This window comes from Thalassobacillus sp. CUG 92003, assembly GCF_013618635.1.
Lineage (GTDB): Bacteria > Bacillota > Bacilli > Bacillales > Halobacillaceae > CUG-92003.
The window spans coordinates 308022-328999 of record NZ_JABLSJ010000004.1 but is presented as its reverse complement, the minus strand read 5'-3'; the positions used below and the strand labels follow the sequence as shown (position 1 = coordinate 328999).

Below are 20978 nucleotides of genomic sequence, written 5' to 3'. Positions count from 1 at the left end.
TAGCTGTGAGGCACTTATTTCAAGAGCTCCTCATGATGAAATCCGGGCGATCCGTTCGAGGGAGGAAAAACAGCTTCTCAATCACCTATGAGTGGAATAGGATGGTATAAACGAAGTTTTGCCGAGGAGAGAGGGTTGGATATGCACATTCATGTCGTGTCGCCTGGGGAGACGTTGTGGGGCATTTCACAAATGTATCAGTCTAATGTGGAGCAGATCGGCTTGCTCAATCACCTGGCCGATGAAAATGTCCTTGTAGTCGGGCAGGCCCTCGTCATTCCAGATCTTCAACGTGAGTACGTGGTTCAGCCAGGGGATGATATTTGGAGCATTGCCCGAAGATATGAGGTGTCTGTTGCCCAACTCGTCGAAATGAATGATATTGCTAATCCATCGCTTGTTTTTGCGGGCGATTTTCTCATGCTTCCTTATTCATATCATATGGTACAGCCAGGCGAGTCGACCTGGGGGATTGCCCAGCGTTATGGGGTGTCTATTAATCAAATTGTGCAAGCCAATTCGTTATCGAATCCCGCGTTGATCTACACAGGCCAACGGTTAAGGATCCCTGCTCAATCTCAGCCTATTATTGATGTTAACGCGTATACGACACGTGAAGGGGAAGCTGCACAACAGGAAGTCAACGTCTTGGGCAGGTATTTTACGTTCCTCGCTCCCTTTATGTATGCGGTCACGGAAGATGGAGGAATAACCACGATGCAGGAACAGGCCTTGCTCGAGACTGCGCGCGCCAATAACCTGGCGCCCCTGCTTGTGTTGACCAATTTTGCAGATGGCAGTTTCAGCTCTGATTTAGCTGCTGCTATTCTACGGAACCCTGACCGTCAAGACCGTCTTCTCACAGCTGTCCTGGAGGAAATCAATACCAAAGGTTACACAGGGTTAAACCTGGATTTTGAGTACGTTTATCCTGAAGATCGGGAACGTTACAATGCGTTTTTAAGAAAAGCTGTCGCTCGGTTGCGCCCCTTGGGATTAAGCGTGTCCACGGCGCTTGCCCCAAAGATATCGGGAGATCAACAAGGTTTGCTTTATGAAGCCCATGATTATTCTGCCCATGGGGAGATCGTAGACTTCGTGGTTCTCATGACGTACGAGTGGGGCTGGGCAGGTGGGAGACCGTGGGCAATCGCTCCGATAAATAACGTTCGCGACGTGTTAGATTATGCCGTGACTGTCATACCTGCCGACAAAATCCTGATGGGGGTTCCGCTCTACGGCAGGGATTGGAATGTGCCTTGGGTAGAAGGCACGATTGCTGCGACAGTCAGCCCACAACAAGCCATACAATTGGCCGTTCAGTACGGAGCGGACATCCAGTATGATGAAACGTACCAATCCCCTTTTTTCCGTTACGTAGATGAGCGTGGGCAGCAGCATGAAGTATGGTTTGAAGATGCGAGAAGTGTTCAAGTCAAATATGATACCGTTAACGAATACGGGTTGAAAGGCGTCAGTTTCTGGGTGCTAGGCAACCCGTTCCCGCAAAACTGGCCCGTTCTCCAAACGAATTTCAATGTTAGAAAGCGTTGATGCCGTTCACGGGATTTGTGGTAACCCGCTCTTGGGAAAATCTTAAGCGAGACCATAAGAAGCGTCCTTTTAGAAGCTTTTATCGGAACGTACACTAAAACCAACTTTGTGATGGAACAGAGCATTTGCATGAGGCTTTGATTGCCCGATCAAAGTCTTATTTCCTGTTGCGTAAATTCATCTGGTATTATATATTACTATTAGTACCTAGTCATAAAAATGAATGGTGGAACGGTATGAAACAAACTAAACAAACGCGGCAAATGGAATTGAAAGACACAATTATTGCCACTCCATTTATAACAGACGAAGACCTGGCTGAACGGTTTGGCGTCAGTATACAAACCATTCGACTTGACCGTATGGAGTTGAATATTCCTGAATTACGCGAACGGATAAAATCTGTCGCGCATCAAGAGTGGGATGAAACGGTTAGAGCACTCCCTATTGAAGAAGTAATCGGGGAAATGGTTGATTTAGAATTGGATAGTCGCGCGATTTCCATACTTGATATCAAGCCCGATCACGTGTTTTCCCGAAATCATATAGCAAGAGGCCATCATATTTTTGCGCAAGCGAACTCTCTCGCAGTGGCCGTTATTAATGATGAATTGGCGCTGACAACAAAGTCAGAGATAAGGTTTAACCGACAGGTCAACCTGGGAGAAAGGGTAGTAGCAAAAGCTCGAGTATTAGACAGCGAATATAAGGGGAGAACAACTGTAGAAGTGACAAGTTATGTCGAGAACGAGGAAGTTTTTTCAGGCATTTTTACAATGTTTCGATCCCCGGAACAGAAGGAGCAGGATTAACGATGAATATTGCGATTGATGCTATGGGCGGCGACAATGCGCCTCAGGAAATTGTCAAAGGCGCACGTGATGCAGTCCGTCACTTCGATAATCTGAGCATCACCTTAATAGGAGATGAAGGACAGATAGCTCCGCTGGTGGAAAACGATCCTTCATTAGAAGTCATTCACACGAAAGAAGTCATAACGAGTGAGGATGAACCTGTTCGGGCTGTGAGACGAAAGAAAAATGCTTCACTCGTCTTAATGGCGAATGAAGTCAAGGAAGGGCTTGCCGATGCTTGCATATCAGCTGGAAATACTGGCGCATTGATGAGCGCCGGTTTGTTCATCATCGGGAGGATTAAAGGGATCGACCGTCCAGCCTTGAGTCCGACACTTCCAACATTGGATGAAAGCGGCTTTCTTTTTCTCGATGTTGGGGCTAACGTCGATGCAAAACCCAATCATCTGCTTCAATATGCCATCATGGGATCTACATATGTCAAAAATGTAAGAGGGGTCGACAATCCGAGAGTCGGTCTATTGAATATCGGTACTGAAGAAGGTAAAGGCAACGAACTGACAAAGAAATCATACGAATTAATTCGTGATAGTGAGCTCAATTTTGTAGGTAATGTGGAATCGCGTGATCTTTTGAATGGATTAGCCGATGTGGTGGTTACAGATGGTTTCACAGGGAATATCGCTCTTAAGACGGTGGAAGGAACAGCTATGAATATGTTTTCTATGCTGAAACAGACATTGACGGCTACAATGAAAACAAAATTCGCAGCTTCGCTCGTAAAGGATGATCTTAAACGTTTAAAAGGCCGGCTGGATTACTCCGAGTACGGCGGTGCCGGCTTGTTCGGACTATCTGCTCCAGTGATTAAGGCGCATGGCTCTTCCGACGCCCGTGCTGTTTATAATGCGATAAAACAGGCCGTTCACATGGTGGAGGAAGATGTAACGAACAGAATTGCAGATAAGATATCAGAAGTTGATGTGAAGGAGGAGCAATCATGAAACGGATCGCCTATATATTTCCAGGTCAAGGCTCGCAAGAAGTAGGGATGGGACAGGCTGCTTTCGAAGCCTATGACGCCGTTCAGGATTTATTTGAGCAAGCCGATCGCACCCTGGGTTATTCATTAAGCTCGTTAATGTTCAACGGACCTGAGGAGACGTTGACAAAGACCGAAAACGCCCAACCTGCGCTGTTGCTGAATAGTGTCGCGCTCGTCAACATGCTTCATCAAGAAGGTGTTCGCCCTGTCATGACGGCAGGCCACAGTCTTGGCGAGTATAGTGCTTTAGTAGCGTCGGGCGCTTTGCAGCCGTTAGAAGCGCTAAAGCTCGTCCATGCTAGAGGCCAATTAATGGAGGAAGCTTATCCGGCTGGTATGGGGGCTATGTCAGCTGTGTTAGGCTTATCGAAAGAAGCGATCGAGGAGGTCATATCTGATTTCCCTGAGAATGAAGCAGTCGATCTCGCCAATATTAATTGCCCTGGTCAAATTGTCATTTCCGGAACGAGACAAGGTGTTGAAAAAGCAGGGGAGCGTCTTAAAGAGGCAGGAGCAAAACGTGTCATTCCTCTGAATGTAAGCGGACCTTTCCACTCGCGTCTTATGGAGCCGGCTAGCCAGGATCTGGCTAGCCACCTCAAAGCCGCTAACATTGAAGATGCGGAGCCTCCGGTATATGTTAATGCGACGGCTGAACCAGTTGTCGATAAAAATGAAGTAGAACATTCGCTCGTAAAACAGCTTTATTCCCCCGTTAAATTTCAAGCTATTCTAGAAGCGTTTTCTGAAGCAGAGTTAGATGCGATTGTGGAAGTGGGCCACGGCAAAGTTCTGACCGGGCTTGTTAAAAAAGTGAATCGCCGGATGAAAACGTTCAACGTTCAAGACCCGGAATCATTGCAGTCATTTTTAAGCTGGTATAAGGAGGAATCTTAAGTGTTAAGTAATCAGGTAGCCCTCGTAACAGGTGGATCTCGAGGTATCGGCCGATCCATCGCGTTGGAATTAGCTGACAAAGGAGCCACAGTCGCTGTTAATTACTCAGGGAGTGTCGACAAGGCGGAAGCGGTCGTGAACGAAATCCGGGAAGCCGGCGGCGAAGCTATTAAAATTCAGGCCAACGTAACGAACGAAGAAGACGTTAAACAGATGATCAAGCAGGTGGTTGAACAATATGGCCGTTTAGACATTCTCGTCAACAATGCAGGGATCACAAAGGATAACCTTCTGATGAGGATGAAAGAAGAGGAATTCGATGACGTGATCGATACTAACTTAAAAGGTGTCTTCCTTTGTTCTAAAGCTGTGACACGACAGATGATGAAACAAAAATATGGCCGTATTATCAACATCGCTTCAATTGTCGGGGTCACCGGTAATGCTGGACAAGCCAATTATGTCGCAGCTAAGGCCGGAGTAATCGGTTTAACCAAATCGACAGCTAAAGAACTAGCAGCTAAAAATATTTTAGTCAATGCAGTTGCGCCTGGCTTTATTACAACGGACATGACGGATCAGCTCACAGAGGATCAGCGTGAGAAAATGCTGGCAATGATTCCACTTGACCGGCTTGGCGAAGGGAAAGACGTTGCGCGCGTGGTCCGCTTTCTTGCCAGTGAGGATGCGGCCTATATGACAGGGCAGACTCTTCATGTAGATGGCGGAATGGCAATGTAGGATATCCGCTGGTCTTTCGGCATAATATCTACTATAATAACTGAAGGGAGGTGAGGTTCCTATGGCAGATACGCTTGATCGTGTCAAACAAATTATTGTAGACCGTTTAGACGCGGATGAATCTAAAGTAACAATGGAAGCTTCCTTCAAGGAAGATCTAGAAGCAGACTCTCTTGATGTTGTAGAGCTTGTAATGGAGCTCGAGGATGAGTTTGATATGGAAATTTCTGATGAAGAAGCTGAAAAAATCAATACAGTTGGTGACGCTGTTAACTACATAAACAGCCAGTCATAATTGAGGGGTGCTGTCCGAAGATTGGACAGCCCTTTCCTGTATTATTTTTATTATCAGTGCAAAGGAATAGGTGAACATGGAGGATTTTTCCACTTTACAACGAAAACTTGGCATTACGTTTAATCGGATAGAATTGCTAAGACAGGCTTTCACCCATTCATCTTATGTGAATGAGCATCGTAAAACGGATCAGGAAGATAATGAACGACTGGAGTTTCTCGGAGATGCTGTGCTGGAGTTAGGTGTTTCACAATATCTGTATCGGGAGTTCCCTGACATGGCAGAAGGGGAGCTGACGAAGTTCAGAGCATCGATCGTCTGTGAAATTTCACTCGTCCGGTTTGCTAACGAACTTCATTTCTCTGATTTGATTCTTCTCGGGAAAGGCGAAGAGATGACCGGGGGAAGGAACAGGCCGGCTTTATTAGCGGATGTATTTGAGGCATTTATTGGGGCCCTTTATCTTGATCAAGGCTTTGAAGTCGTGGTTCGGTTTCTGCAAGAGCACGTATACCCGAAGATTAATCAGGGTGCTTTTTCTCATGCGATGGATTATAAAAGTCAATTACAAGAATTTATCCAGCGGGATAAAAACAATCGAATTGATTATGAAATAGTCGAAGAACAAGGGCCTGCTCATAATCGCCAGTTTGTGGCCCATGTCCGCATCCAAGATGAAACGAGTGGAATCGGTTATGGCCGCACGAAGAAAGAAGCTGAACAAAAAGCTGCTGAAGAAGCCCTTATACGTAAGGGTGCCAAGTAACTGTTATATAGTGTTGTTAAGCAAAAAGGTGATTAAAACTAGTGCGCGATGAAAAATGACTCGAATAGAAAGAGGCAGGGATATAAGTGAATGAGAGGTTTCAAAAAGCGAACATTGAAATGGACAAAATTCAACGATGTTCATGAGCATAGTCAAAACACGTAGACGCATGCCCCGTGGAAGCGGCGTTTTTTGACGGAGCGGTCATTAAATTCCTCCTAAAACACAAAAATTCCGAACATTTCGCTGAAATGTTCGGAATTTTTGTGTTTTATTTCGTTTTGTCATAACCTATTTTGCCTATGCTTTGCGATATTGGCCCAGTTCCTGAATGAATGCCTGTGTTTCTGGAACGCTGAGCTGTCCTTTCATCAAAACCATATCATACAATGATTTAATTTCATTATAATGAGCAAGGTCATAGTCTTTTGCATCCATTATTGAGCGATTGACCACAGCTAGCTTGGTGGCCAGTTCATCAATGATGAATGCGAGGTTTTCTTCTGTCGCTTCGTTTAAGTCCATTGTTTAGTCCTCCTTAACACCGATATAGTGGCATCTTCTTCTATCGACCTTATCTTTATGATAAAATATATGAGTTGAATTGCAATACCTAGTTTATAAAGATTGCTAGATAATAGGAGGATGTATATGTTCCTCAAACGTTTAAATACAGTTGGTTTTAAGTCGTTCGCTGAACGCGTGAACGTTGATTTTGTTCCCGGCGTTACATCAGTCGTCGGACCGAATGGCAGTGGTAAAAGCAATATTACGGATGCAATCCGCTGGGTCCTCGGTGAACAATCAGCTCGGTCGCTTCGAGGCACGAAGATGGAAGATATCATTTTTTCGGGAAGTGATTCGAGACATGCACAAAATAAAGCGGAAGTGACATTGACGCTGGATAACCATGATCATACCCTCGACCTGGATTTTGAAGAGGTGAGTGTCACACGGCGTGTTTTTCGTTCAGGCGAAAGTGAATTTTTCATCAATAATCAGGCGTGCCGTTTAAAAGATATTGTCGACCTCTTTATGGATTCTGGCTTAGGACGCGAGGCTTTTTCGATCATAAGCCAGGGCAAGGTAGAAGAAATCTTGAGTTCCAAGCCTGAAGATCGCCGCAGCATTTTTGAAGAGGCAGCTGGCGTATTGAAATATAAACAACGAAAAAAGAAAGCGGAATATAAGCTTTCAGAGACTCAGGAAAACCTCAACCGAGTGGAAGATATTATCCATGAAATCGATGGCCAGCTGGAACCATTGAAGGAACAAGCATCGATCGCCAGAGATTACTTAGATAAAAAGGAAGAATTGAAACTGGTCGAAGTATCGCTATTAGTTGCTCAAATTGAGTCGCTTCATGAAGAATGGCAAACGATGCTCAATGACTTGGATCAAGTTAAACAGAACGAGCAGGCATTGCGTGCTGATATTGAACAAAAAGAAACAGCGTTGGAAAAAGAACGTGAGCAATTGACAGACATTGACAGTCGAATCGAATCATTGCAGGAAAAGCTGCTTGCCCAGACACAAGAACTGGAAAATCTCGAGGGGAAGCGGGAACTGGTCAAAGAAAAACAAAAGCATTATGAGGAAAACAGGGCGAAACTGGAAACAGAATACGAGGAATTGCAGCAAAAGCGCGACGACTTGCAGAAGAACGTGGAGTCGGAAACAAAGGTGCTAGAAGATTTAACTCGCTCTAAATCAGACTTGAATCACGCTTTACAGGAAACGGAACGCTCATTGGAATATGGGAACCGTGATATCGAATCTGAAATCGAAGAGTTAAAAGGCGAATACATCGATTTATTGAATGAACAAGCTGCCAAACGTAACGAAAAGCAAACGACCGAATCTCAGTTAGCACAGCTGAGCTCAAAAAAAGATAGCCAGCAAGACAAATTTAAAGAACTGAGATCAGAAAGAGAACAACTGCAAGAGCAAGTGGCAGAACATCAGAATCGCTTGAACACCCTTTCTAAAGAACGCCAGGAAACAGAGAAACAATTATCCCAGACGCAACAAAAGCTCAAAAGTGACGAAAGCCAATACGAAGAACTGCAAACAAAGCTCCACCAGGGGTATCAGTATTTAGAGAAGCTGAAATCCAAAAAAGAAATGCTTGAGGAAATGAAGGAAGATTTTCAAGGTTATTTTCAAGGTGTTAAAGAAGTATTGAAAGCAAGGGACGCAGGCACGCTGCAGAAAATTGAAGGGGCCGTTCTTGAGGTGCTTGATATACCTACTGACTATTTAACTGCCATTGAAACGGCATTAGGAGCACAAGCCCAACACGTCATTGTTGAAGATGATCAAGCTGCCCGTCAAGCCATTAAATGGTTAAAACAACAGAACAAAGGGCGCGCAACGTTCCTTCCTTTGCCTTCGATCCAGCCCAGGTTCATCCCGCATCATCTCAAACAAGAGGCAAGCCGTCATGAGGGGTGGAAAGGTACGGCCGCTGAATTAGTCCATTACGAAGGCAAATATGAACGTGTCGTAGAGCATTTGCTTGGCCATGTGGTGATTGCTGAAAGCTTATCTCACGCCAATGAACTGGCGACTACATTACAACGTAAATTCAGGATTGTAACGCTTGAAGGCGATGTGGTGAACCCGGGAGGCTCTATGTCAGGCGGGGCGAAGAAACAGTCTAACCAATCGTTATTTACGCGTGAAAAAGAACTGCAGTCCATTACGGAGAAACTCACCTCCTTTGAACAAAAGACACTATCGGTCGAAGCTCAAGTCAAACACTTGAAAGAATCGATTGCAGCTGATCGTCAACATCTTGATGAGAAGCAGCAAGAGGTCAATGAGCAGAAAGAAGAGGAAAATGCACAGACTTCCGAGATAAACGCGCTTCAGTCAAAATTCGAGCAAGTGAATAACCAATTGCAATTATACGATCAGGACCAGGAACAGTATGAGCAAGATAGGCACCGCTTTAAGCAGCAATTAACGAACGTGAATAATGACTTAGAGAGCTTGAGCACGAAGCTCAATACGATCCAGACAGAAATTGATGATTTGACCCAAGCCAAGGACGAGCAGCAGGAAAACAAAGATAATCTGCGTGATCAACGGAACAATCTCCAAATTCAATTAGCCGAACAAGAATCGCAGGCTAAAAACCAAAGAGAAAAAACGGAACGCTATCAGAACGAATTGCAACAGGTTGAGCGTGAATTAAAGGAAAACCGGCACGCCTATCAACAATTGATGGATATCGTCAATAATAAGAAGACTGAAGAAGAGATCTCCCAAGAAATCACAACTGTTAAAGAACAGAAAACAGATTCAAACAAAAGCTTACAAGAGCACAGGCAGCAGCGTACGAGCCATAGCCATGCGATCCACGATCAGGAACAAGCCTTGAAAGAGGCGAAGCGCATTCAGCAAAACTATCAACAGGATATCCAAAGTAAAGAAGTCAAGACCAATCGTATGGATGTTGAGCTCGAGAACCTTTTAGACTACTTACAAAAAGAATACATGACGACGTTTGAAAGAGCTAAACAGGATTACCCTCCTGTAGAAGATATCAACGAAGCACAAACGCGAGTTAAGTTAATCAAACGCGCTATCGATGAACTCGGGTCTGTCAATTTAGGTTCCATTGAAGAATACGATCGCATTAAAGAACGTTACGAATTTTTAACTTCCCAACAATCGGATCTTCAAGAAGCGAAATCGACTTTGTTCAACGTCATCTCTGAAATGGACCGAGAGATGCACCGCTTATTTGAAGACACGTTCACTCGGATACGGGAAGAGTTTCAAGGCGTTTTCCGCGAGTTATTCGGGGGCGGACGTGCTGATTTGGAGTTAACGCAGCCTGAGCTGTTATTAGAAACAGGGGTTGAGATTGTGGCTCAGCCTCCAGGTAAGAAACTGCAAAATTTAGGTCTTCTCTCAGGCGGAGAACGAGCGTTGACAGCTATAGCGTTGTTATTCGCTATTCTACGCGTGCGGCCAGTACCATTTTGCGTGCTGGATGAAGTAGAAGCGGCATTGGACGAGGCGAATGTGGACCGTTTTGCTAAATACTTGAAAATGTTCAGCCAGGATACACAATTTATTGTGATTACCCACCGCAAAGGGACGATGGAGGAATCTGACGTGTTATATGGCGTCACCATGCAGGAGTCGGGGGTCTCACAATTAGTCTCGGTCAAACTCGAAGAAACGCCTGAATTAATGAAGGCTTAGAAAGGACGATACGATGAGTTTTTTTAAAAAACTAAAAGATAAGTTCGTAAAAGAACACGATGAACATGAGCAGGCGACAGATGATACAACTACCCAGGAAGACAACGAAGAGCAGACGTTGGCGAATGAAACTCAGGAAACGGAGTCGACCTCCTCTTCGTTCGATGTGGAGGAGCCAGATGGAGAGGTTCATGAGGAGCTGTCCGAAGCCGAAGAAGCAGCGGAACAAGAAGGCATTGCACTGAAATTCAGAAAAGGACTTGAAAAAACACGTTCCTCTTTTTCTGGTAAAATCAATGATCTTGTAGCAAAGTACCGTACTGTCGATGAAGATTTCTTCGAGGATTTAGAAGAAGTTCTAATTTCAGCAGATGTTGGTGTCAACACGGTCATGGACATGATTGATGAATTGAAAATGGAAGTGAAACGTCGCAACATTAAAGACACAGAAATGGTGAAAGAAGTGATCTCTGAAAAATTGGTCGACATCTATTATGGTGACGATCAAAGCGGGGAGACAGAGGAACTGACGTTGAATCCAGACGGTTTAAGTATCATTCTTGTGGTCGGCGTGAATGGTGTCGGGAAAACGACCACAATTGGTAAAATGGCTCATAAACTTAAACAAGAAGGAAAGAAAGTGACCTTAGCTGCTGGTGATACGTTCCGGGCAGGTGCTATTGAACAACTGGACGTGTGGGGAGAACGCGTTGGCGTCAATGTCGTTAAGCATGCTGCCGGCAGTGACCCAGCCGCGGTCATTTATGATGGCATTCGTTCTGCGCAATCCAAAAATGCGGACGTCCTCTTGTGTGATACAGCGGGCAGGCTGCAAAACAAGGTCAATTTGATGAATGAACTTGCAAAGGTGAAACGGGTCATCGAACGTGAAGTCCCGGGCGCCCCTCATGAAGTGTTACTCGTATTGGATGCTACCACTGGCCAGAACGCCATGAGTCAAGCTAAAACGTTCAGCGAAGCCACTAACGTGTCCGGAATCGTCCTCACGAAGCTGGATGGCACAGCAAAAGGCGGGATCGTACTCGCCATTCGTAATGAAATGGAGATTCCCGTGAAAATGGTGGGTCTCGGTGAAAAAGTTTCCGATTTGGAAATGTTTGATCCTCATGCATTTGTCTACGGACTATTCGCTGACATGGTGGAAGAATATGAAGAGGAAAAATAAAAGCCTAGTGCTTGACACAAGCAGACTTTATTCTGTAATATCTTTATATGTAAAGGCATTTCACTTAACAAGGAGTGGTTGCCGTGCTGGAAAAGACAACACGTGTCAATTACCTGTTTGATTTCTATCAAACATTGCTCACCTCGAAACAGCGTAACTATATGGAATTATACTATTTGGAAGACTATTCGCTCGGAGAGATCTCTGAAACGTATGATGTGTCGAGACAAGCGGTTTACGATAATATTCGCCGTACAGAAGCTATGTTGGAAGAATATGAACAAAAGTTGAATCTGTATGAGAAGTTTCAAGAGCGTCAGAGTCTGCTTGATAAGATGCACCATGAGCTTTCCAAAGCTCAAGTCGATCATCCGATGATGCACTATCTCAAACAATTACAAGACTTAGAATAGGAGGGCTCCTTCTATGGCATTTGAAGGTTTGTCTGACCGTTTGCAAGGGACGATCCAAAAGATCAAAGGCAAAGGGAAAGTGACCGAACAAGATGTAAAGGAAATGACCCGGGAAGTCCGTCTTGCCCTCCTTGAGGCAGACGTCAACTTTAAAGTAGTGAAAGATTTTGTAAAGCGCGTCCGTGAGCGCGCTGTTGGCCAGGAAGTCATGGAGAGCTTAACGCCGGGCCAGCAGGTCATCAAAGTAGTTAAGGAAGAACTGACTGATTTAATGGGAGGCGATGAAAGTAAAATCGCTGTCGCTTCCAAACCTCCAACCGTTATTATGATGGTCGGCCTTCAAGGTGCAGGTAAGACGACTACGACGGGTAAATTAGCGAATCACTTGCGAAAGAAGCAAAATCGCAGTCCTTTGCTGGTAGCGGCAGACGTGTACCGCCCTGCAGCAGTCGATCAGTTGAAAACAGTCGGAACAGAACTGGACCTGCCCGTTTTTGAAAAAGGAACAGATGCGAATCCGGTTGATATTGCCAGGGAAGGGATCGCCCAGGCAAAAGAGGACCATCAGGACTATGTCATCATTGATACAGCAGGACGTTTGCATGTAGACCATGAGTTGATGGATGAACTGCAACAAATTAAGCAGTTGACCACGCCTGATGAAATTTTCCTTGTCGTTGACTCGATGACCGGACAGGATGCGGTAAATGTTGCAGAGAGCTTTAACGAGCAGCTCGACATTTCCGGTGTCATCTTGACCAAGTTGGACGGTGATACCCGGGGCGGAGCGGCTTTATCCATTAAAGCAGTCACGGATAAACCGATCAAATTCGCAGGGATGGGGGAAAAACTGGATGAATTGGAACCCTTCCACCCTGAGCGGATGGCCTCCCGCATTTTAGGAATGGGCGACATGCTCACCTTAATCGAAAAAGCGCAAGATCAAGTCGATGAGAAACGGGCAAAAGAACTCGAATCGAAAATGCGCTCTGCTTCCTTTACGTTTGATGATTTCTTAGAGCAGATGGATCAAGTGAAAAATATGGGCCCGCTTGATGAATTGGTCGGTATGATACCTGGCGCGAACAAAATGAAGGGGTTGAAAAATGTTTCGCTTGATGATAAACAGCTGGTGCATGTTGAAGCGATCATTAAATCCATGACGAAGCACGAACGGCAGGATCCATCCTTGATGAATGCCAGCCGAAAAAAAAGAATTGCTAAAGGATCAGGTACGTCGGTATCCGAAGTGAACCGCTTATTAAAACAGTTTGAAGAAATGAAGAAAATGATGAAACAGATGAATGGGATGCAAAAAGGGAAAAAAGGCAAGGGAATGAACCTTCCTTTTATGTAATGTAAAAATCCTTTACACATAATTAATCATCTGCTAAAATTTAAACTTGTGTAATGCATTTATGAAAATTAACGGAGGTGCTAAATATGGCAGTAAAAATTCGCCTAAAACGTATGGGAGCAAAGCGTAACCCGTACTATCGTGTAGTAGTAGCAGATTCACGTTCTCCACGTGATGGACGTTTCATTGAGCAAATCGGGACATACAACCCAGTCGCTAACCCTGTGGAAGTGGATATAGACGCAGATAAAGCAATGAACTGGATGTCTGACGGTGCTCAGCCAAGCGATACAGTACGTAATCTATTCACAAAAGAAGGCATCATGAAGCAATTTCACGACAAAAAAACTTCTAAGTAAAGTAGTGTGATATCATGAAAGCCTTAATCGAAACGATTGTCACGCCTCTTGTAGATCATCCCGATGATGTGGAAGTGGCGGTCAAGGAAGAAAACCATAAACAGGTTTATCACTTGACGGTTAACGAGGATGATGTCGGTAAGGTGATCGGGAAAAACGGGAGAATTGCCAAAGCGATTCGTACCGTTGTTTATGCGGCAGCATCCGATTCTGAAAAACGCGTTTATTTGGATATTATGTAATGCAAGGGAGAGGGCGACCTTTCCCTTTTTTACCATGGTTAATAAATGTGATCGTAGCAGAGAGGCAGGAAGGTTCATGCAAATTGTTAGACGCATTCCTGTTAAGCAAGTGTTAACCCCGGATAGCAGAACTAAGCTACAGCAAAAATTTCAGGAACGGAATACCCGTTACGAGAATGAATGCCGCCAATTGGCATTTGAGCAAAAGAAACTGGAGCGGAAACCCGGGGTATCGAGAGAAGAAGTGAGAAAGAGATTTTCGCGTGAGCTCAGTAAGCGGAAAGATCAAATGAGGTGGCTGGACTATCAGCTGAAACAGTTGAACGAGCTTCCTGACGGCAGTGAACTTGAGACGGATGAAGTAGAGGTTATTGTTGAGGTAGTTGAAGGTGACCTGTGGCAAGATGTTATGGATGATCAAGCGATTGTCGTGAAAGATGGCATCGTGATTCGAGCGAGGTAATGAGGCATATGACGGATAGGCAAACCATGTATAATGTAGGGAAAATTATCAATACTCACGGCGTTAAGGGCGAAGTGAAAGTACACCGGATCACTGATTTTGACGAACGCTTTCAGCCGGGGCAGCTGTTGTATTTGATGAAGGATGGACATGAACCAGCAGCTTTGACGATTTCCAATCATAGATTTCATAAAGGGTTTGATTTGCTCACCTTTGAAGATCATCATTCCATCAATGATGTTGAAGCGTATAAAGATGGCATGCTAAAGGTATCCGAAAATCAACTTCAAGAGTTGCAAGAAGATGAATTTTACTTTCATGAAATCATAGGTTGCGACGTCTACCATGTGAATGGCGAAAAAATAGGGGTCATCAAGGAGATTTTGACACCGGGAGCAAACGATGTATGGGTTGTGGAAAGAGAAGGCAGCCACGAGCTCTTACTACCCTTCATCGAGGATGTCGTGAAAGATATCGATACAAAGGCTCAAGTCATTACCATTGATCCAATAGAGGGGCTGTTGGACTAATGCATATTGATGTACTTACGTTGTTTCCGGAGATGTTTGAAGGCGTTTTGCAATCATCCATTTTGAAACGGGCACAGGAGCAAAGCGCCTTCAGTTACCAGTATGTCAATTTTCGAGATTATACGGAAAACAAACATAACAAAGTGGATGACTACCCTTATGGAGGCGGAGCCGGACTTGTGTTGACACCACAGCCGATATTTGATGCAGTCGAACACGTACAACAGCAAAGAGCGTCCAAACCGCGGGTCATTCTGCTGTCTCCTCAAGGCAGCACGTTCACACAACAGAAGGCGGAAGAATTGGCTGAGGAAGACCACTTGATTTTCATTTGCGGTCATTACGAAGGGTATGACGAACGCATCAGGCAACACCTCGTGACGGATGAACTTTCGATTGGGGATTACGTTTTAACCGGCGGAGAACTTGGCGCGATGGTGATGATGGATGCTGTCATTCGCCTGCTGCCTGGCGTGCTGGGCAATGATCAGTCAGCTTCCCTGGACTCTTTTTCAAATGGGCTGTTAGAACACCCGCATTATACCCGGCCGGCTGATTTCAGAGGGTGGACTGTGCCCGATGTTTTGCGATCAGGGAACCATGCTAAAATCGATGAATGGCGGCACTATCAATCTGTTAAACGAACGTTCGAGCGGCGAAGCGATCTTTTGCTTAACCGATCGCTGACGGAACAAGAAAACGAGTGGCTTCAAAAGTTGGAAAATCACAAGCATGACCTTGATGATGGATAAAGTTTATGGTATATTATAATTCGTGCTTAAGCATTCGGTTTAAGCTAGAAAACGATGTTCCGCTGTCTCTTAGCAGGCAAGAGCATTAGTTTGGAAGGAGTGAAATGACATGCAACAGTTGATTAATGACATCACAAAGGAACAGTTGCGCACGGACCACCCTCAATTTCGTCCTGGTGATACAGTCAAAGTCCACGTGAAGGTTGTTGAAGGCAGCCGTGAGCGTATCCAGGTATTTGAAGGTGTGGTTATCAAACGCCAAAATGGTGGAATCAGCGAAACATTCACCGTTCGTAAAATTTCTTACGGTGTTGGTATTGAGCGTACGTTCCCATTGCATTCACCGCGTATCGCGAAGATTGAACGTGCCCGTCGCGGTAAAGTCCGTCAAGCCAAGTTGTACTATCTACGTAACTTGCGCGGAAAAGCTGCACGTATTAAAGAAATCATTTAAGTCAAAGTCGAAAGGAGCTTGCTATAGTCAAGCTCCTTTTTTGCTAGCATAGAAATAGAAAGGACGGGGCGGTGTGGGAAATAAATGGATTGATTGGCTGAAGGCATTATTCATCGCTATTCTTCTGGCCGTGGTTGTACGCATCTTATTATTCGCTCCCGTAGTCGTTGAGGGTCCTTCCATGCTTCCGACCCTTCATAACGGTGATCACCTCATCGTTAACAAAGTCAATTATATGATCGGAGAGCCGGATCGTTTTGATATTGTGGTATTCCATGCGACTGCCGACAAAGATTATATCAAACGGGTGATCGGTTTGCCTGGTGAACATGTATCTGTTTCCAACGATCAATTATTCATTGATGGCGAACCAGTAGATGAACCTTTTCTCGAAGAGCGTAAAAATGGTCTTTCTAATGGCAACGTCCTGACCAGGGATTTTACGTTAGAGGGATTGCCGGGTACAACGGAAGACACGATTCCGGAGGGATATGTGCTCGTATTAGGAGATAACCGCAACAATTCCACAGATAGCAGGATGCTCGGTCTTATACCTTATGAACAGATTGTGGGAGAAGCTCAATTCGTTTATTTTCCTTTCAACCGCATCCGCTATTTGAACTAGGGTGATTATGATGACCATACAATGGTTTCCTGGCCATATGGCTAAGGCAAAACGAGAAGTGTCAGATAAACTGAAGCAGGTGGATTTTGTAATTGAACTGGTAGATGCCAGAGCACCCGAATCGACACAAAACCCGATGCTCCAAGATATGTTACAATCTAAGCCGAAATTAATGGTTTTAATGAAGCGGGATTTAGCCGATAGCCATGTTACATCTGAATGGATTGAACATTATCACACGCATAATTGCGAAGCGGTGGCGATCAATGTTCAGGATAAGAAGGATTTACAAAACGTCATAGCGTCGGCTCGGCATCTCGGTCAGGAAAAGTTGGACAAGTTAAGAGCGAAAGGTGTTCGGCCCCGACCAGCGCGGGCGGTCATATTAGGTATCCCCAATGTCGGCAAATCCACTTTAATCAATCGACTGGCTAACAGAAATATGGCTGAAACAGGGGATAAACCAGGTGTAACAAAGAAACAGCAATGGATCAAAGTTAAAAATCAATTTGATTTATTGGATACACCTGGCATTTTATGGCCCAAGTTTGAAGACGAAGAAGTCGGCTACAGACTTGCCGCGATAGGTACCATCAAAGAGCAAATTGTACCGGTTGAGGATGTGGCTGCTTATGTATTGAATAAGCTAAATAGCCGTTATCCCGATGCGCTAAAGCAGCGTTACGGCCTAGCCGATGTTGACGATATTGAATTGGCGTTTGAAAGCATCGGATCAAAACGCGGTTGTCTTGAGAGCGGTGGCCGTGTCAATCTTGAAAAAACGGCCCAAGTCATTTTACAAGACCTTCGAACGGGTAAACTCGGCGGCATCAGCTTTGAAGAGCCAGAAGGTAGTATAAGTTATTGAAGTGCAGGTCGGCGCCACGATCTGCACTTTTTTGGTTTTGTTAAGTGGTGGTACTATGGGGATGTGCGGTATCAGCGGGGGAAAGACGCGCTTTCCTGCGGGGGCACGCCGATATCCTTCTCTTTTGGGAGCCTCGTCATGATTGATCCAAATCATTTTATTTCATTGTGGAAAGCTTATGCAATTTGAGAGGCTTTTTTCATAGGCATCTTAAACAGTCAGGAAATAATCCGATATATATAAAGGAGGCGTGAAACAAGATGAGCGGCGATATGTCCATTCGTGAAATCAAATATTACTTAGAACATGATATGTTCGATGAAGCTACATATATACAATTGACTACCGATCACCGGAAAGGCGTCCAAACGCTTGTCCGCCAACATGAAAAAAGGAAACAGCAAGCTGAGCACTTGAAACAACTCTACCAAGACATGATGATGTTTGAACAAGGTCTGCATGAAGAAGGGAAGCTGCGTGTAGCAGGGATTGATGAGGCAGGACGGGGGCCGTTGGCTGGCCCTGTAGTGGCTGCAAGCGTGATACTGCCTTCCGACTATTACTTGGCGGGTCTTTATGATTCTAAACAACTATCGCTCGCAGCAAGGGAATTTTATTTTGAAGAGATTACACAGCATGCTGAAGCGTTTGGCATCGGAATTGTCGATAATAGGACCATAGATCGCATTAATATTTATGAGGCGACAAAACGGGCGATGAATGAAGCTATCGAAAATATGGGGAGCGCGCCTGATTGTCTGTTAGTGGATGCCATGCATTTACCTGAGGCGGCCTGTGAACAACATTGCCTGGTTAAAGGGGATCAAAGAAGTGTGTCAATCGCGGCTGCGAGCGTCCTTGCAAAAGTAACGCGGGATCGTATAATGAACGAAGCTGATAAGGAATTCCCTGGCTATCATTTTCACACGAATCAAGGATATGGAACGAAAAAACACTTGGAAGCTCTGCAAAAGCAAGGAGCTTCACCTTATCATCGCAAAAGTTTTTCACCGGTGGCCCTCCTGCTCGGTTAATTTGGAGGTGAGAATGTGCAAGCGTCTGCAGCTGGATTATTCAAATCCCTTCATCATGCTATCGATACAAAAGGGGTTACTAAACTGAAGCCTGGTCAACTTGTTTCTGGTAAAGTTCAGAAACTTTTGCCGAACAACCAGGCGGTAGTCACTATAGCTGGAAATGAAATAAAGGCTGTATTAGAAACCCCGTTAAACAGTGGGAATTCTTATTTTTTCCAGGTGCAATCGACCGCTCAATCCCTCCATTTAAAAGTAGTATCTCAACAAGCATTAACTCAGGATGCGGACGGTTTAGCGCGTCTTCTTACTCAAATGGGAGAAAAAGCGACCACTGAAAATCTTCAGCTATTGCGTCAGCTGCGCGCTCAATCGATATCGTTCCAAAAAAACAATCTGAGTGCAGCATTGCGAATCTTACAAGGCTCGCCGTCACCCCAACAGGCTATTAAGATGATTGTACATATGATGAAAAATCAATGGCCCATCAATAACGCTACCTATCAAGCTGTCCAGGCCAAACAGACGACTCAACTAAGCACCTTGATCAGTCAATTGAGTCATGATTTGGATGGGATGGATTCTTCTTCCAGAAAACCCAATACGTTGCTTCTTAACCGTCTTCATTCGTTGACGGGGGGGAGCCGTTCTGGAGCTTTTACCGAAAATGTGCTAGCTCAGGTCGTCAGTGACACAGCAGCAGGCAAACCATCCAGTTTTCATGTGTTGAAAGCTGCTGGTCTTGTCGACGAACAGCTACGTTTCGCGGACTTCCAACGCACTATGTTGAAATGGACCAATCAACAGGGGGTGAATCGGCATACTGAACACATGGCAAAAGCTGATGTTCTTCAGTATATGAATGGTCACCAAGCCCAGTCCTTTAAGGCATCTCCAATTCTATTGCACGGCCAGAATGCGGAGAGCGCACTGCAATCATTAATGACACAACAGTTACCTATAACGCAAGACGAAATGGACGTATTGCGCCAATTCACACAACAATTAAGCCGATTAGCTAAGCAGACATCCCATGCTGCCATGTCTCAAAAGATGCTGACCAATTTAACTTTTTTAAGCAATCACCACGTGATTAATAAACTAGGTGCCAATCCAGGGGTTGATAGCCTAAGTATTCTCACCACGTTACCGGAGATGGTCAATCATCAACCACTAAATTCTTTACAGACGCAGGATGTGCAGCGTTTGGTTCAGCAGTTGCAGTCGGTATTGACTAAACAGTTATCGGGTGACCAACACAAACAGTTGATTGATTGGTTAAGCAAACTTGGTTCAGAAGCAGGCAGCCATAAAGAGATGGTGTATGTGAGAATGAAAGCTATGCTGGAGTTAACAGGGCTCGATGATGAGTTTCAGTTAAGACAGCACATTAAGCATGACCAAAGCCCTAAGATTGAGTCTTCTATGAAATCATTGCTCTTGCAATTCATGCAGGAGAGCGATTCTGCAGTGCGACCAGAAAGAGTCCAGCAATTGATTCACCTGCTGAATGGGTTACAAATGACAGCAAGTCAAGAATCAAGCCATTCCCTTCATCTCTCCTTGCAGTTTCCGGGAGATTTAATGGATGCTAATCAGGATATTTTTGTCGATATAGAGGGTGGCAAAAATGAACATGGTGAAATTGATCCGGATTTCTGCCACATTCTATTTTATTTACAGTTAAATGCCTTACAAGAGACCGTGATCGATATGAATGTACACAATCGCCGTGTTCACTTGACTGTATTCAATGCCAATACAGAATTGAGTGGTCTGCTAGAGGCACATCAGCAGGCATTACAGGACGGTTTAGACCGGATCGGTTATACATTGGGATCGGTCAAATGGAAAGATTTTAATGAAGCGAGCCGGCATACACCGGCAGGACGTTCATCTATTGCCGCAGCGGAGCACGTTCAAGGGGTGGATTTCAGAATATGAAAAAGACAAGAAGAGAAGCTATCGCACTAGGTTACGAAGAAGAAAAACATTCGGCACCAAACGTAATGGCAAAAGGAGAAGGATATGTAGCCGATCGGATCATTTCCAAAGCCAATGACCATAATGTTCCGATCCAAGAGGATGCATCCTTAGTCGAGTTACTCTCTGAACTGAATATCAACGAGCAAATCCCGGAGGAACTCTATCATGTAGTAGCCGAGGTGTTTGCCTTTATTTACCGAACCGATCAGGATGCACATAAATAAAAGTGATCCATACGGGCATTATATAGTGGGGAAGATGGTGGCTTCATGACCATACGCTCCTTTAATAAAGTCGGTGAGCGGATTGAAGAATCACTTTACATAATCATGTTATTGTATTCTTCATCCTGTTTTTCGACATAACACGAGCTTTGTG

23 protein-coding genes are annotated in these 20978 nt (G+C 44.7%); 22 read left to right on the top strand and 1 reads right to left on the bottom strand.

Annotated elements, in window-relative coordinates:
- Positions 1–141 precede the first annotated feature (141 nt).
- The 7 genes from HOP45_RS08455 to rnc all read left to right on the top strand — a co-directional run bounded on the left by HOP45_RS08455 (position 142) and on the right by rnc (position 6113).
- Positions 142–1554: a glycoside hydrolase family 18 protein gene (locus tag HOP45_RS08455; RefSeq protein ID WP_181348898.1), complete on the top strand. Its 1413-nt coding sequence runs from the start codon at positions 142–144 to the stop codon at positions 1552–1554.
- A gap of 236 nt (positions 1555–1790) precedes the next feature.
- The gene (gene fapR, locus HOP45_RS08450; protein ID WP_181348827.1) at positions 1791–2366 is read left to right on the top strand and encodes a transcription factor FapR; all 576 of its coding nucleotides are present in this window, start codon (positions 1791–1793) and stop codon (positions 2364–2366) included.
- Positions 2367–2368: 2 nt separating this feature from the next.
- Positions 2369–3373, top strand: a complete 1005-nt coding sequence (plsX, locus tag HOP45_RS08445; protein ID WP_181348826.1) for a phosphate acyltransferase PlsX — start codon at positions 2369–2371, stop codon at positions 3371–3373.
- Positions 3370–4311, top strand: coding sequence for an ACP S-malonyltransferase (fabD, locus tag HOP45_RS08440; RefSeq protein ID WP_181348825.1), 942 nt, complete (start codon positions 3370–3372; stop codon positions 4309–4311). The genes plsX and fabD overlap by 4 nt, the downstream gene beginning before the upstream one ends.
- Positions 4312–5052, top strand: coding sequence for a 3-oxoacyl-[acyl-carrier-protein] reductase (gene fabG, locus HOP45_RS08435; RefSeq protein ID WP_181348824.1), 741 nt, complete (start codon positions 4312–4314; stop codon positions 5050–5052).
- Between the two features lie 61 nt (positions 5053–5113).
- Positions 5114–5347 (top strand): acyl carrier protein, encoded by a 234-nt coding sequence (gene acpP, locus HOP45_RS08430; RefSeq protein ID WP_181348823.1) that lies wholly within the window; start codon positions 5114–5116, stop codon positions 5345–5347.
- Positions 5348–5423: 76 nt separating this feature from the next.
- Complete coding sequence (rnc, locus tag HOP45_RS08425) at positions 5424–6113, top strand: ribonuclease III (protein ID WP_181348822.1); 690 nt, start codon at positions 5424–5426, stop codon at positions 6111–6113.
- A gap of 300 nt (positions 6114–6413) precedes the next feature.
- Here the strand turns inward: rnc and HOP45_RS08420 are convergent, their stop codons facing one another.
- The gene (locus tag HOP45_RS08420; RefSeq protein ID WP_181348821.1) at positions 6414–6638 is read right to left on the bottom strand and encodes a DUF1128 domain-containing protein; all 225 of its coding nucleotides are present in this window, start codon (positions 6636–6638) and stop codon (positions 6414–6416) included.
- Between the two features lie 126 nt (positions 6639–6764).
- Here HOP45_RS08420 and smc point away from each other — a divergent pair, with 126 nt between their 5' ends.
- The 15 genes from smc to HOP45_RS08345 all read left to right on the top strand — a co-directional run bounded on the left by smc (position 6765) and on the right by HOP45_RS08345 (position 20824).
- Entirely contained in the window at positions 6765–10331 is a 3567-nt protein-coding gene (smc, locus tag HOP45_RS08415; RefSeq protein ID WP_181348820.1) for a chromosome segregation protein SMC, read from the top strand.
- Positions 10332–10344: 13 nt separating this feature from the next.
- Positions 10345–11517: a signal recognition particle-docking protein FtsY gene (gene ftsY, locus HOP45_RS08410; protein WP_181348819.1), complete on the top strand. Its 1173-nt coding sequence runs from the start codon at positions 10345–10347 to the stop codon at positions 11515–11517.
- A gap of 83 nt (positions 11518–11600) precedes the next feature.
- Entirely contained in the window at positions 11601–11930 is a 330-nt protein-coding gene (locus tag HOP45_RS08405) for a putative DNA-binding protein (protein WP_181348818.1), read from the top strand.
- Positions 11931–11943: 13 nt separating this feature from the next.
- Positions 11944–13287: a signal recognition particle protein gene (gene ffh, locus HOP45_RS08400; RefSeq protein WP_181348817.1), complete on the top strand. Its 1344-nt coding sequence runs from the start codon at positions 11944–11946 to the stop codon at positions 13285–13287.
- An 86-nt stretch (positions 13288–13373) separates the two neighbouring features.
- Complete coding sequence (gene rpsP / locus HOP45_RS08395; RefSeq protein WP_181348816.1) at positions 13374–13646, top strand: 30S ribosomal protein S16; 273 nt, start codon at positions 13374–13376, stop codon at positions 13644–13646.
- A gap of 14 nt (positions 13647–13660) precedes the next feature.
- Positions 13661–13888, top strand: a complete 228-nt coding sequence (locus tag HOP45_RS08390) for a KH domain-containing protein (protein ID WP_181348815.1) — start codon at positions 13661–13663, stop codon at positions 13886–13888.
- 76 nt (positions 13889–13964) lie between these two features.
- On the top strand, positions 13965–14351 hold the full coding sequence (locus HOP45_RS08385; RefSeq protein ID WP_181348813.1) for a YlqD family protein: 387 nt from the start codon (positions 13965–13967) through the stop codon (positions 14349–14351).
- Positions 14352–14359: 8 nt separating this feature from the next.
- Positions 14360–14881 (top strand): ribosome maturation factor RimM, encoded by a 522-nt coding sequence (rimM, locus tag HOP45_RS08380; RefSeq protein WP_255437549.1) that lies wholly within the window; start codon positions 14360–14362, stop codon positions 14879–14881.
- Positions 14881–15633, top strand: a complete 753-nt coding sequence (gene trmD, locus HOP45_RS08375) for a tRNA (guanosine(37)-N1)-methyltransferase TrmD (protein ID WP_181348811.1) — start codon at positions 14881–14883, stop codon at positions 15631–15633. Before rimM ends, trmD begins: the two co-directional genes overlap by 1 nt.
- A gap of 109 nt (positions 15634–15742) precedes the next feature.
- Positions 15743–16087 carry a 50S ribosomal protein L19 gene (rplS, locus tag HOP45_RS08370; RefSeq protein WP_181348809.1) on the top strand — a complete coding sequence of 115 codons (345 nt, stop codon included), beginning with the start codon at positions 15743–15745 and terminating at the stop codon, positions 16085–16087.
- A 73-nt stretch (positions 16088–16160) separates the two neighbouring features.
- The gene (lepB, locus tag HOP45_RS08365) at positions 16161–16712 is read left to right on the top strand and encodes a signal peptidase I (protein ID WP_181348807.1); all 552 of its coding nucleotides are present in this window, start codon (positions 16161–16163) and stop codon (positions 16710–16712) included.
- A gap of 10 nt (positions 16713–16722) precedes the next feature.
- Positions 16723–17580: a ribosome biogenesis GTPase YlqF gene (ylqF, locus tag HOP45_RS08360; protein ID WP_181348806.1), complete on the top strand. Its 858-nt coding sequence runs from the start codon at positions 16723–16725 to the stop codon at positions 17578–17580.
- Between the two features lie 260 nt (positions 17581–17840).
- Complete coding sequence (locus HOP45_RS08355; RefSeq protein ID WP_255437547.1) at positions 17841–18614, top strand: ribonuclease HII; 774 nt, start codon at positions 17841–17843, stop codon at positions 18612–18614.
- 15 nt (positions 18615–18629) lie between these two features.
- A complete protein-coding gene (locus HOP45_RS08350) occupies positions 18630–20558 on the top strand; it encodes a hypothetical protein (protein ID WP_181348804.1) in 1929 nt (642 codons plus the stop codon).
- Positions 20555–20824, top strand: coding sequence for an EscU/YscU/HrcU family type III secretion system export apparatus switch protein (locus tag HOP45_RS08345; protein WP_181348803.1), 270 nt, complete (start codon positions 20555–20557; stop codon positions 20822–20824). The genes HOP45_RS08350 and HOP45_RS08345 overlap by 4 nt, the downstream gene beginning before the upstream one ends.
- Positions 20825–20978: the final 154 nt, after the last annotated feature.